Below are 15,049 nucleotides of genomic sequence, written 5' to 3' on the forward strand. Positions count from 1 at the left end.
CGTCGCAGCAGCGGGTGATTCGTCAGGCGCTGGCCAGCGGTGGTCTGAAGGCGGCCGATGTGGACGTGGTGGAGGCGCACGGTACGGGTACGACGTTGGGTGACCCGATCGAGGCGCAGGCGTTGATCGCGACGTACGGTCAGGACCGGGAACAGCCGTTGCTGCTGGGTTCGGTGAAGTCGAACATCGGGCACACGCAGGCTGCGGCTGGTGTCGCGGGTGTGATCAAGATGGTCATGGCGATGCGGCACGGGACTGCTCCGAGGACGCTGCATGTCGATGCCCCGTCGTCGCATGTGGACTGGAGTGCCGGCGATGTTGAGCTGCTGACGCGGGAGACGGCTTGGCCGGGGACGGGGCGGGTGCGTCGCGCGGGTGTGTCGTCGTTCGGTATCAGTGGGACGAATGCGCATGTGGTGCTGGAGCAGCCGCAGGACGTGGCTGTTGCTTCGGCCGAGGGGGCTGTGGTGTCCCCGGCTGTGGTGCCGTGGGTGGTCTCCGGCAAGACGGAGGACGCCCTGGAGGACCAGATCGCGCGTCTGCATGCGTGCGCTGACGAACGTCCGGCGGATGTGGGCCTGTCGCTGGTCAGGTCCCGGTCGGAGTTCGCCCACCGCGCGGTGATCCTGAACGGCACCGAGGCCGTCAAGGGGCAGGCAAGGGCTGGTAAGTCGGCGTTTCTGTTCTCGGGGCAGGGCTCCCAGCGCCTGGGTATGGGGCGGGAGTTGTACGGCCGCTTTCCGGTGTTCGCGGAGGCCTTCGATGCGGTGTGTGCCGGTCTGGACGAGCACTTGGATGTGCCGGTGCGGGATGTGGTCTGGGGTGAGAGCGAGGAGCTGCTCAACCGGACTGTGTATGCGCAGGCTGGGCTGTTCGCGGTCGAGGTGGCGTTGTTCCGGCTTGCCGAATCTCTCGGCGTTCGCCCGGATTTCGTTGCCGGGCATTCGATCGGTGAGGTGGCGGCCGCGCATGTGGCCGGGGTGTTCTCGCTGGTGGATGCGTGTGCTCTGGTGGCGGCTCGTGGCCGGCTGATGCAGGCGTTGCCGGGGGGCGGGGCCATGCTCGCCCTCCAGGCCACGGAGGACGAAGTGCGCCCGTTGTTGGGTGGGTTGGTGTCGATCGCTGCGGTCAACGGACCCGGGGCCGTGGTGGTCTCCGGCGTTGAGGCGGCGGTGGAGGAGATCCGGGCCCACTTCGGCGACCGTAAGTCGACACGGCTGCGCGTCTCGCACGCCTTCCACTCCCCGCTGATGGACCCGATGTTGGAGGACTTCCGCCGCGTGGTGGAGGGGCTTTCCTTCGGCACACCACTGATCCCGGTCGTGTCGAACCTGACCGGCGAGGTCGCGGCGCCGGAGGACCTGTGCTCGGCGGACTACTGGGTGCGCCATGTCCGTGAGGCGGTCCGTTTCGCCGACGGCATCCGCACCCTCACCGCCACAGGCGTGACCCGTTTCCTGGAACTCGGCCCGGACGGTGTCCTGACCGCGATGGCGGCCGAGTCCGCCGACGCGGACGCCGTATTCGCCACGGTGCTCCGCAAGGACCGCGACGAGGAGACGACCACCCTCCAGGCCCTGGCCCGCCTCTACGTCGACGGCGCCAAGGTCGACTGGACGGCTGTCTTCACCGGTACGGGTGCCCAGCACGTCGACCTGCCGACCTACCCCTTCCAGCGCCGACGCTACTGGCCCACGGGCACGGTCGCCCGAGCCGGTGACGTCCGGTTCGCCGGGCTCAGCGCGGCGGAGCATCCGCTGCTGACCGCGTCCGTACCGCTCGCCGACGACGACGGAGTGCTGCTCACCGGTCGCTTGTCCGTGCAGTCGCACCCGTGGCTCGCGGATCACAACGTGAAGGGGACCGTGCTCCTGCCGGGCACTGGGCTGCTGGAACTCGCTCTGCGGGCGGGTGACGAGGTCGGCTGTGATGTGGTGGAGGAGCTGACGCTGGCCGCTCCGCTGGTCCTGCCCGCGGAAGGCGGTGTCCAGGTGCAGGTAAAGGTCGGCGCACCGGACGGGGCCGGGCACCGGAACGTGGGCGTCTTCGGGCGCTTGGACGACGCGGCGGACGAGGTGTGGGTGCGGCACGCCGGCGGTGTGCTGTCCACTCGCGCCGAAGGTACTGCCCCCGCGCGGTGGAGCGACTGGTCGGTCTGGCCGCCGGAGGGCGTCGAGCCGGTGTCGATCGAAGACGCCTATGACACCTTTGCGGAGGCAGGCTTCGGGTACGGGCCGGTCTTCCAGGGCCTGCGTGCGATGTGGCGGCGCGGCCAGGGCGAGGAGCTGTTCGCTGAGGTGGTCCTGCCCGAGCAGGCGCACGACGACGCCGCCCGCTTCGGACTGCACCCGGCTCTGCTGGACGCCTCCCTGCACGCCGGACTCGTGGAAGGCGCCGACGACACGGTCGTTCCGTTCGCCTGGAACCAGGTGTCGCTGCACGCCGCGGGCGCGACAGCGGTACGGGTGAGGCTGACGCGCGTCGGTGCCGAGGGGCTGTCGCTCACCATGGCCGACATGACCGGTCGACCGGTGCTGTCAGTCGGCTCGATGCTCAGCCGTCCGGTGTCCGCCGAGCAGTTGGAGTCCGGCGTGCGCACGGCCGAGCGGCCGTACGCGATCGAGTGGGCCACGCTGCCGCACGCTGCGAACCCCGATGTGTCGTGGGTGCGTTGGGAGGAGGTGTCCGGGGGTGTGGGTCCGGTGCCGGGTGTGGTGGTGCTGGACTGCGGTGGTGTGGGTGGGATGGATGTGCCATCCGGTGTGCGGGCGGTGTCGTGTCGTGTGCTGGGTGTGGTGCAGTCGTTCCTGGCTGATGAGCGGTTTGCGCGGGCTCGGCTGGTGGTGGTGACCCGTGGTGCGGTTGCTGTGGCGCGGGATGCGGCTGGGGTTGTGGATGTGGTGCAGGCTCCGGTGTGGGGTCTGGTGCGTGCTGCGGCGGCGGAGAATCCGGGTCGGTTCGTCCTGGTGGATGTGGAGGCCGGTGCGGATCTGGGTGAGGCTGGGTTCGCGGTGGGCTCGGGTGAGCCGGAGTCCGCGGTGCGTGCCGGTGTGGTGTGGGTGCCGCGTCTGGTGCGGCTTCCTGTGGTGGCCGGTGGGTTCCAGCCGTCGTTCGATGTTGAGGGTGCGGTGCTGGTCACTGGTGGTACCGGTGGTCTGGGTGCTGTGGTGGCGCGTTGTCTGGTGGTTGAGCACGGTGTGCGGCATCTGGTGCTGACCAGCCGTCGTGGTCCTGATGCACCTGGTGCTTGCGAACTGGCGGATGGACTGCGCGCCTTGGGTGCCGAGGGCGTCCGTGTCGTCGCCTGTGACGTGTCGGACCGGGACGCGTTGGAGGGGTTGCTCGGCGAGATCGTGGCCGAGCGTCCGCTGACCGCGGTCGTCCACGCCGCCGGCGTCAGCGACAACGCGCTCGTCGGTGATCTGACCATGGACCGGTTCGACCGCGTCCTCGCCCCCAAGGCGGACGCGGCCTGGTATCTGCATGAGTTGACGCGGGGGATGGATCTGGCCGCGTTCGTGATGTTCTCCTCGGCGGGCGGGCTGGTTCTGACCGCAGGGCAGGGCAACTACGCGGCGGCCAACGTGTTCCTCGACGCACTCGCGGCCCGTCGCGCGGCCGAGGGCCTGCCCGCCACCGCCATGGCATTCGGCCTCTGGGACGCGGGCGCCGGCATGGGCGTTCACCTCGCGGAGGTCGACCGCAGGCGCATGGCCGCCCAGGGCCTTCCGGTCCTCACGGCGGACTCCGGTCTGGAACTCTTCGCCGCGTCCCTGCGGTCGGAGCGGGCAGCCGTCGTTCCGGTCCGCGTCGACACGGCCGCCCTGCGTACCCGCACCGACGAGATACCCGCGCTGCTGCGTGGCCTGGCCCCGCGGACTCGCCGGGGCACGGCACACGGCAGCGCGACGGCCGGCACACCGCTGCGGGAGCGGCTCGCCGGACTCACCCCCGGAGAGCGTCACCGGCTCGTGCTGGGGATGGTCCGCTCCGAGGTGGCATCCGTGCTCGGACACACCTCGGCCGAGGCGATCGGTCCCGACCGGCCCTTCCAGGAGCTGGGCTTCGACTCCCTGGCCGCCACCGAACTGCGCAACCAGCTCAGTAAGGCCACCGGCCTGCGGCTGCCCGCAACGCTCGCCTTCGACCACCCGAACGCCGCGGCAGTCACCGACCGCATCCTCGACGAGCTGGGCGTCGGCGACCCGGCCGACGAGATCGCCGTACGCGCGGACGACGGGCGTGCGGCCGACGACGAGCCCATTGCCATCGTCGGCATGGCCTGCCGCTATCCGGGCGGTGTGACGACCCCCGAGGAGCTGTGGCAGCTCCTTCTCGACGGTGTCGACACGGTCTCCGACCTGCCGGCCGACCGAGGCTGGAACATCGAGGACCTCTACGATCCCGAACCGGGCAAGGAGGGCAAGAGCTACACGCGCCGAGGGAGCTTCCTGTACGACGCCGCCGACTTCGACCCGGCGTTCTTCGGGATCTCCCCGCGCGAGGCGCTCTACATGGACCCACAGCAGCGGCTCCTGCTGGAGACGTCCTGGGAGGCCCTGGAACGCGCCGGAATCGACCCGGTCACGGTGAAGGGCAGCCGCACCGGCGTGTTCGCCGGCGTGATGTACCACGACTACGCCCTGGGGGCGCATCCGTCGGGAACGAGCGGAGGCAGCGTGGTGTCCGGCCGGGTGTCGTACACGCTGGGCCTGGAGGGGCCGGCGGTCACCGTCGACACGGCGTGCTCGTCGTCGCTGGTCGCCCTGCACCTCGCGGTGCAGTCGCTGCGCTCAGGGGAGTGCTCCCTCGCGCTCGCCGGCGGTGCCACCGTGATGTCGACGCCCGGGATGTTCATCGAGTTCAGCCGGCAGCGCGGTCTCTCCGCGGACGGCCGGTGCAAGGCGTTCGCGGGATCGGCCGACGGCGTCGGCTGGTCGGAAGGCGTCGGCGTCCTGCTCGTGGAACGGTTGGCGGACGCCCGCCGCAACGGCCATGACGTCCTGGCCGTGATCCGCGGCTCAGCGGTCAACCAGGACGGCGCCAGCAACGGCTTCACCGCCCCCAACGGCCCTTCCCAGCAGCGGGTGATCCGGCAGGCTCTCGCCGCGGCCGGACTCGCGGCTCAGGACGTGGACGCAGTGGAGGCGCACGGCACGGGTACGACGTTGGGTGACCCGATCGAGGCGCAGGCGCTCATCGCGACGTATGGTCAGGAGCGCCCGGAGGACCGGCCGTTCCTGCTCGGGTCCATCAAGTCGAACATCGGTCACGCCCAGGCCGCCGCAGGTGTCGCGGGCGTCATCAAGATGGTCATGGCCATGCGCCACGGCGTGCTGCCGAAGACCCTGCACGTGGACGAGCCCTCCCCGCACGTCGAGTGGACAGAAGGCTCCGTCGAACTCCTCACCGAAGCGGTGGACTGGCCGGACACCGGGCACCCGCGCCGCGCGAGCGTCTCGGCGTTCGGTATCAGCGGTACCAACGCACATGTGGTCCTGGAACAGGGCACGGCGCAGCCGGTCGCGGCCACCGAGTCGGCCGCACCGCCCGGAGTCCCGCTGCCGTGGCTCGTCTCCGCGCAGACCCCGGAGACCCTGCGGGCCCAGGCCGCCCGACTGCTGTCGTACGTCGAGACCCGCCCGGAACTGGACCTGACGGCCACGGCACACACACTGGCGACAGCGCGCACCGCCCTCGAGTGCCGGGCGCTGGTCGTCGGTACGGAACGCGAGGAACTCCTCGACGGCCTTCGGACCCTGACACAGCACGACGCCTCCACTCCCGGCGTCTTCATGGCCTCGCCCCGCGGGAGTGCCGTCTCGGCGTTTCTGTTCTCGGGGCAGGGTTCGCAGCGCCTGGGTATGGGGCGGGAGTTGTACGGCCGCTTTCCGGTGTTCGCGGAAGCCTTCGATGCGGTGTGTGCCGGTCTGGACGAGCACCTGGATGTGCCGGTGCGGGATGTGGTCTGGGGTGAGAGCGAGGAGCTGCTCAACCGGACTGTGTATGCGCAGGCTGGGCTGTTCGCGGTCGAGGTGGCGTTGTTCCGGCTTGCCGAATCTCTCGGCGTTCGCCCGGATTTCGTTGCCGGGCATTCGATCGGTGAGGTGGCGGCCGCGCATGTGGCCGGGGTGTTCTCGCTGGTGGATGCGTGTGCTCTGGTGGCGGCTCGTGGCCGGCTGATGCAGGCGTTGCCGGGGGGCGGGGCCATGCTCGCCCTCCAGGCCACGGAGGACGAAGTGCGCCCGTTGTTGGGTGGGTTGGTGTCGATCGCTGCGGTCAACGGACCCCGGGCCGTGGTCGTCTCCGGTGCCGAGGGGGCGGTGGAGGAGATCCGGGCCCACTTCGGCGACCGCAAGTCGACGCGGCTCCGCGTCTCGCACGCCTTCCACTCCCCGCTGATGGAACCGATGTTGGAGGACTTCCGCCGCGTGGTGGAGAGGCTTTCCTTCGGCACACCACTGATCCCGGTCGTGTCGAACCTGACGGGCCAGATCGCGGCGTCCGAGGACCTGTGCTCCGCCGACTACTGGGTACGGCACGTTCGTGAGGCGGTCCGCTTCGCCGACGGCCTTCACACGCTGCGTACCCTGGGCGTCACAGGATTCGTCGAGATCGGGCCTGACGCGGTGCTCACCGGAATGGTGCAGGACACCCTCGACGACGCGAACGTGTTCTCCCTGCTTCGCCGCGGCCGGGACGAGAGCCTGACCTTGGTCGGGGGACTCGGCTCCCTGCACACCGTCGGAGTGCCCGTCGACTGGCGGACGTTCTTCGCGGTGACAGCCGCGGCAGGTCGGTGCGCCGTCGATCTGCCCACGTACGCATTCCAGCGCCAGCGGTACTGGCTGGACGCCACGAGTACGGTGGCGGAACTCGGCTCCGTGGGCCTGGGCTCGGCGGAGCACCCACTCCTGGGCGCTGCCGCGGAACTCGTCAGCGCCGATGGCTTCCTCTTCACAGGCCGGCTGTCCCTGGACTCCCACTCGTGGTTGGCGGACCACATGGTCCTGGGCAGTGTCCTCGTGCCCGGAGCGGCTCTCCTCGAACTCGCCCTGCGAGCAGGCGACTCGGTCGGCTGTGATGTGGTGGAGGAGCTGACGCTCGCCGCGCCACTGGTGCTGCCCGAACGGGGCGGTGTCCAGGTGCAGGTGTGGGTCGGCGAGCCGGAGGAGGGCGGTCGGCGCCACGTCACCGTGCACTCACGCAGGGACGGCGCGACCGACGGTGCATGGATTCTCCATGCCGACGGTGTTCTCGCCGTCAGGCCGGCCGGTGCCGTCGTTCCCGATGCGGACATGACGTCCTGGCCGCCCGTCGGCGCGGAGCCGGTCCCGGTCGACGGGGCGTACGAAGGATTCGCGGGCGCCGGTTTCGGCTACGGGCCGGTGTTCCAGGGGCTTCGTACCGTATGGCGGCGCGGCGAGGAGCTGTTCGCGGAGGTCGTGCTGCCGGATCAGGCGCACGACGACGCCGGGCGGTTCGGTCTGCACCCGGCTCTGCTGGACGCCGTGATGCATGCGGCGATCCTGACGAGCTCGGGCGCAACCGCCATCCCGTTCGCATGGAGCGATGTCTCGCTGCACGCCGTGGGCGCCACCCTGGTACGGGCGCGGCTGACGCGCGTCGGCGAGGACGGCTGGTCGCTGGCGCTGACGGACACCACCGGTCGGCCGGTCTTGTCAGTGGGTTCGATGGTGAGCCGTCCCGTGTCGGCGGAGCAGCTGGCGGCAGATGGCGCGTCTGCCGAGCCCCTGTTCGCGGTCGAGTGGGCACAGCTGCCCCCGGCCGCCGGAACGGGCGAGCCGTGGGTGCGTTGGGAGGAGGTGTCCGGGGGTGTGGGTCCGGTGCCGGGTGTGGTGGTGCTGGACTGCGGTGGTGTGGGTGGGATGGATGTGCCGTCCGGTGTGCGGGCGGTGTCGTGTCGTGTGCTGGGTGTGGTGCAGTCGTTCCTGGCTGATGAGCGGTTTGCGCGGGCTCGGTTGGTGGTGGTGACCCGTGGTGCGGTTGCTGTGGCGCGGGATGCGGCTGGGGTTGTGGATGTGGTGCAGGCTCCGGTGTGGGGTCTGGTGCGTGCTGCGGCGGCGGAGAATCCGGGTCGGTTCGTCCTGGTTGATGTGGAGGCCGGTGCGGATCTGGGGGAGGCTGGGTTCGCGGTGGGCTCGGGTGAGCCGGAGTCCGCGGTGCGTGCGGGTGTGGTGTGGGTGCCGCGTCTGGTGCGGCTTCCTGTGGTGGCCGGTGGGTTCCAGCCGTCGTTCGATGTTGAGGGTGCGGTGCTGGTCACTGGTGGTACCGGTGGTCTGGGTGCTGTGGTGGCGCGTTGTCTGGTGGTTGAGCACGGTGTGCGGCATCTGGTTTTGACCAGCCGTCGTGGTCCTGATGCACCTGGTGCTTGCGAACTGGCGGATGGACTGCGCGCCTTGGGTGCCGAGGGCGTCCGTGTCGTCGCTTGTGACGTGTCGGACCGGGACGCGTTGGAGGGGTTGCTCGGCGAGATCGTGGCCGAGCGTCCGCTGACCGCGGTCGTCCACGCCGCCGGCGTCGGAGACAGTGCCCTGACCAGTGCCCTCACACGTACTCAGATGGACACCGTGCTGGCCCCCAAGGCGGACGCGGCCTGGTATCTGCATGAGTTGACGCGGGGGATGGATCTGGCCGCGTTCGTGATGTTCTCCTCGGCGGGCGGGCTGGTTCTGACCGCAGGGCAGGGCAACTACGCGGCGGCCAACGTGTTCCTCGACGCACTCGCGGCCCGTCGCGCGGCCGAGGGCCTGCCCGCCACCGCCATGGCATTCGGTCTGTGGGAGGTCGGCGGCGGACTCGGCGCCTACCTGACGGACGTCGACCGCAAGCGGATGGTCACCCAGGGTGTACCGCCGATGAGTCACGACACCGGGCTGGCTCTCTTCGGCGCCGCTCTGCGATCGGGGCTCGCCAACGTCGTCCCCGTACGCGTCGACACGAACGCCCTGCGTACCCGCACGGACGAGGTTCCCGCGCTGCTCCGCGGCCTGGTTCCCGTCGTACGGCGGGCCGCGGACAGCGGTTCCCTGACGCCGGCAGCCGGTCTCAGGGAGCGGCTCGCAGTTCTGCCGGCGGGCGAACGGCGGCGTGCCGTCCTGCACATCGTGCGCTCCGAGGTGGCGTCCGTGCTCGGACACACCTCGGCCGAGGCGATCGGTCCCGACCGGCCCTTCCAGGAGCTGGGCTTCGACTCCCTGGCCGCCACCGAACTGCGCAACCAGCTCAACCGGGTCTCCGGCCTGCGGCTGCCCGCAACGCTCGCCTTCGACCACCCGAACGCCGCGGCGGTCACCGAGCAGATCCTCGACGAGTTCGGGGAGTTCGGGAAGTCCGAGGGTGACGCGGTCGCGGGCTCCCGTGATGAAGAGGTCCGGCGGGCCCTCCAGTCGATCCCGGTGAGCCGACTGCGTGACGCCGGACTCATGGAGAACCTGCTGGAGCTGGCCGAGGTGCGCGTCACGCCGGCCGACCTGGCCGGTCTGGACGCCGTGGCCGAGCCCGACGGACCGTCCGAGGGCGTATCCGTCCCGGACGGCGACGCCCTGGCGGCCGCTCGCCGTGAGACGGCCCGGCTGCGCGCCGACAACAGGAAGCTCACAGCCCTGCAGCATGAGCCGATCGCGATCGTCGGCATGGCCTGCCGTTACCCGGGCGGTGTGACCAGCCCGGAGGATCTGTGGCGGCTCGTCTCCTCCGGCGGTGACGCGATCTCCGGCTTCCCGGCGGACCGGGGCTGGGACCTGTCGTCCCTGCGTGACCCGAACGGGGAGGGCCCCGACGCCTACTACACCCGTACTGGCGGATTCCTCGACGGGGCAGCGGACTTCGACCCGGCCTTCTTCGGCATCTCGCCCCGCGAGGCCCTGGCCATGGACCCGCAGCAGCGGCTGACACTGGAGCTTTCCTGGGAGGCGCTGGAGAGGGCCGGCATCGACCCCACGACCCTCAAGGGAACTCGCACCGGTGTGTTCGCCGGCGTGATGTACCACGACTATCCGGGCAGTGACGGCAACGGCAGCGTCGTGTCCGGCCGGGTCTCCTACAAGCTGGGTCTGGAAGGACCGGCGGTTGCCGTGGACACCGCTTGCTCGTCCTCTCTCGTCGCCCTGCACCTCGCGGTACAGGCACTGCGTCAGGGCGACTGTTCACTGGCGCTGACCGGTGGCGTCACCGTCATGGCCACCCCGGGCGTCTTCGCCGAGTTCGGCCGGCAGGGCGGTCTCGCCGCCGACGGCCGGTGCAAGTCGTTCGCCTCGGCGGCCGACGGTACCGGATTCGCCGAGGGCGCGGGCTTCCTCGTCGTAGAGCGCCTTTCGGACGCGGTACGCAACGGGCACCCCGTACTCGCCGTGATCCGTGGTTCAGCCGTCAACCAGGACGGCGCGTCCAACGGACTGACCGCACCCAACGGCCCCTCCCAGCGCCGGGTGATCCGCCAGGCCCTCGTGAACGCGAGGCTTGCCGCAGACCAGATCGACGTCGTCGAGGCGCACGGCACGGGCACGACCCTGGGTGACCCCATCGAGGCCCAGGCCCTGCTGGCGACGTACGGCCAGGACCGGGCGGAGGACCGTCCCCTGTGGCTGGGCTCGGTGAAGTCGAACATCGGGCACTCGCAGGCCGCGGCGGGCGTCGCCGGTGTGATCAAGATGGTCATGGCGATGCGCCACGGCGTGCTGCCGTCGACGCTCCATGTCGATGAGCCGAGCGACCAGGTCGACTGGACCGTGGGCAAGGTTCGCCTGCTGACCGAGGCCCGCCACTGGCCGGCCGGTGACCGTGCGCGACGCGCGGGTGTCTCGTCCTTCGGGATCAGCGGCACCAACGCGCACGTGATCGTCGAGGAGGCTCCGACTGCCGAGGCCGTGACGGACGGCGCCGACTCTCCGGTCCCCGCTCTGGTGCCGGTCGTCGTGACGGCAGCGAGCAACGAGGCTCTGCGGGCCCAGGCCGGCAGCCTGCTGGCAGCCGTCCGCACGGCGGACGAGCTCCGTCCCGCAGACTTCGGCTACTCCCTCGCGACGACGAGGGCCGCGCTCACCCACCGGGCCGCGTTCGTCGCGGAAGACCTGGACCAACTCCTGTCGGGACTTGAGGCATTGGCCCGAGGCGATCAGGCCGTACGGACGGAGATGGCGGTCTCCGGACCTCTGGCGTTCCTGTTCTCGGGGCAGGGTGCGCAGCGCCTGGGTATGGGGCGTGAGTTGTACGGCCGCTTCCCGGTGTTCGCGGAAGCCTTCGACGCGGTGTGTGCCGGTCTGGACGAGCACCTGGATGTGCCGGTGCGGGATGTGGTCTGGGGTGAGAGCGAGGAACTGCTCAACCGGACTGTGTATGCGCAGGCTGGGCTGTTCGCGGTCGAGGTGGCGTTGTTCCGGTTGGCTGGGTCGTTCGGCGTTCGCCCGGATTTTGTGGCCGGGCATTCGATCGGTGAGGTGGCGGCCGCGCATGTGGCGGGTGTGTTCTCGCTGGCGGATGCGTGTGCTCTGGTGGCGGCTCGCGGTCGGCTGATGCAGGCGTTGCCGGAGGGCGGGGCCATGCTCGCCCTCCAGGCCACGGAGGACGAAGTACAACCGCTGCTAGGTGGGTTGGTGTCGATCGCTGCGGTCAACGGACCCCGGGCCGTGGTCGTCTCCGGCGTTGAGGGGGCGGTGGAGGAGATCCGGGCCCACTTCGGCGACCGCAAGTCGACGCGGCTCCGCGTCTCGCACGCCTTCCACTCCCCGCTGATGGAACCGATGTTGGAGGACTTCCGCCGCGTGGTCGAAGGGCTTTCCTTCGGCACACCACTGATCCCGGTCGTGTCGAACCTGACGGGCCAGATCGCGGCGTCCGAGGACCTGTGTTCCGCGGACTACTGGGTACGACACGTCCGCGATGCCGTCCGCTTCGCCGACGGCATCCGCACCCTCACCGAGGCAGGCGTCACGCACATGCTGGAACTCGGCCCGGACGGTGTCCTGACCGCCCTGGCCCAGCAGTCGGTCTCGGGCGTCACCCTCCTGCCGTGTCTGCGCGCGAACCGGCCCGAGGAGAACTCGATGGTCGACGCGCTGGCCCGGCTGCACATGCACGGTGTCACCGTGGACTGGGCCGCCTTCTATGCAGGCTCCGGTGTCCGTCGCACGGAGCTGCCGACCTATCCGTTCCAGCACCGTCGGTTCTGGCCCGCCGTGCTGGCGCACGTCGGCACGGCGGAGTCGGTCGGGCTCCGGCCCGCCGAGCACCCGATGCTGACCGGCACAGTCGAGCTGGCCGAATCGGAAGGCCAGTTGTTCACGGGCCGGTTGTCGGCCCAGACCCACTCGTGGCTGGTTGACCACGAGGTGATGGGCAGCGTCCTCGTGCCCGGCTCGGCCTTGGTCGAGCTGGCCCTGCGTGCCGGCGACGAGGTCGGCTGTGCCGAGGTCGAGGAACTGACCCTCGCGGCGCCGCTCGTCCTGCCCGAGCAGGGCGGTGTACAGACGCAGGTCTGGGTGGGGGAATCCGACGAATCCGGGCGCCGTGCATTGCGCGTGCACTCACGCCCGGATGGGGACGACGGGTCCGTGTGGACCCTCCACGCCAGCGGGTCGCTCGGCGGCGGCACTGACGCAGTGGTCGGCTTCGACGCGTCGGTGTGGCCGCCGACGGGGGCCGAGCCGTTGGACGTGACTGGTGTCTACGAGCGGTTCGCGGATGCCGGCTTCGAATACGGCCCCGTGTTCCAGGGACTCAGGGCCGCCTGGCGGAGCGGCGGGGAGCTGTTCGCCGAGGTCGCACTGCCGGAGGACGTGGACGGCGGAGCGTTTGCCCTGCACCCGGCACTGCTCGACGCGAGCCTGCACGCCCTCGCGGCGGCGGGCGCGGAAGGCGCCGAGGAGCGGGAGCCGGGTGGCGTGCCGTTCGTGTGGAACGGCGTCTCCCTGTGCGCGCCCGGCGCGTCCGCCGTGCGGGTACGCCTGTCCCGCACCGGTGACGGAACGGTGTCCGTGGCGGTCGCCGATGCAGCCGGTGAGCCGGTCGGCTCCGTCAAGTCCCTTGGGGTGCGCCCGATTTCGGCCGAGCAGATCGAGACCGCGACCGGGTCCGGGAGCACGTCAGCGGTCGGACGCGACGCCCTGTTCACGCTGGAGTGGACGCCGGTGACCGCGCCCGACCAGGACCGTGTCCCGTTCCTGGAACTGGATCCGGACCAGGATCTGGCCGAGTTCGAGCCCGACGCGGTACCGCATGTGCTCCTGGTCCGGCTCGGGACGCCCGGGCCCGGTACGACGGACACGGATGTGGTCGACGCGGTGCACGCGATGACCGCGCAGACGCTGGACCTGATGCAGTCATGGCTGGCCGAGGAGCGGTTCGCCGACTCCCGCCTGGTGTTCGTGACATCCGGTGCCACGACCGGCGCGGATCTGGCCGCTGCCGCGGTGTGGGGTCTGGTGCGGTCGGCGCAGTCGGAGCACCCGGGCCGGTTCGGCCTGGTCGACCTCGACGGGGAGGAGGAGTACGGCCTGCTGGGCTCGGCTCTCGCGGTCGATGAGCCCCAGCTCCGCGTCCGTGAGAGCGAGGTGCTCGCGGCCAGACTGGCCCGCCCGGCGGGCCGCGCCGAATCCGGTGCGGGTCCGGTGTGGGACGGCGGGGGCACGACACTGATCACCGGTGGAACGGGCGGCCTCGGCAGGCTCGTGGCCCACCACTTGGCGGCCGTTCACGGCGTACGGAGCCTGCTGCTCGTGAGCCGACGTGGTGCCGACGCCGAAGGGGCCGGCGATCTGGCCCGTGAACTCCGCGAGTTGGGGGCCGAGGTGGCCATCGAGGCGTGCGATCTCGCCGACCGGGCAGCCGTCGACAGCCTGATGGCGCGCCACCCGGTCCAGGCGATCGTCCACACCGCCGGTGTGCTGGACGACGCCGTGATCGGCTCACTGACCCCGGAGCGGCTCGCCGCGGTACTGCGGCCGAAGGCCGACGCCGCCTGGAACCTGCACGAGGCGTCCCAGGAGCACGGTGTCTCGCGGTTCGTTCTGTTCTCCTCCGTGGCAGGTGTACTCGGCAACGCCGGGCAGGCCAACTACGCCGCGGGCAACGCGTTCCTCGACGGTCTGGCGCACCACCGGCGCTCGCTGGGGCTGCCTGGTGTCTCGCTGGCGTGGGGGCCGTGGACCCGTACGGGCGGCGGCATGACCGGCGGCTTGAGCGAGGCCGACGTCGAGCGGATGACGCGGTCCGGCGTGCCGCCGCTGGCTCCGGAACAGGGCCTGGCCCTCTTCGACGCCGCGGTCAACAGCGCGCATCCCCACGTCCTGCCGGTCAGGCTCGGTCTCGCGACACTGCGCCGTCGAGGCGAAGCCGTCCCCGCCCTGCTGCGCGGCCTGGTCCGCGCACCGTCCCGGCGACCGGCGACAACGGTGGCCTCCGGCTTCGCCGCCCGCCTGCGCGGACTCGCCGTGGATGCGCGGCGCGAAGCGCTGCTCGACGAGGTGCGGACGCACATCGCACTCGTCCTCGGACACTTGGGAGCGGCGGACGTCGACCCGGCCCGGAACTTCCAGGACCTGGGCTTCGACTCACTGACGGCGGTCGAGCTGCGCAACCGCCTGGACGCGGCGACCGGCCTGCGCCTGCCGGCCACGCTGGTCTTCGACTACCCGACCGCGGACACGCTCGTGAGCTTCCTGCTCGACGAACTGTTCGGGCGGGACACCGAGACCGCGGCGCCGGGTCTCGCACCAGGCCGGGCTGCGGCCGATGACCCGGTGGTGATCGTGGGCATGGCGTGCCGCTATCCGGGTGGCGTCGAATCGCCGGAGGATCTGTGGCGGCTCGTCTCCGACGGCGTCGACGCGGTCACCGGCTTCCCGACGGACCGCGGCTGGGACGTGGCCGGCCTCTATCACCCGGACCCGGAGCACTTGGGCACCAGCTACACCCGCTCGGGCGGCTTCCTGTACGGCGCGGGTGATTTCGATGCGGACTTCTTCGGGATGAGTCCGCGTGAGGCGCTGGCCACGGATGCTCAGCAGCGGTTGTTGTTGGAGGCGACGTG

At 70.8% G+C, this 15,049-nt stretch carries 1 protein-coding gene; it reads left to right on the forward strand.

Features of this window, described 5'->3' with window-relative positions; all coding sequences use genetic code 11:
- A partial coding sequence (locus FB157_RS46645) for a type I polyketide synthase (RefSeq protein ID WP_145887874.1) occupies nucleotides 1-15,049 on the forward strand: 15,049 nt, incomplete at both ends.

This window comes from Streptomyces sp. BK340, assembly GCF_007827595.1.
In the GTDB taxonomy this organism is placed as follows: Bacteria; Actinomycetota; Actinomycetes; order Streptomycetales; family Streptomycetaceae; genus Streptomyces.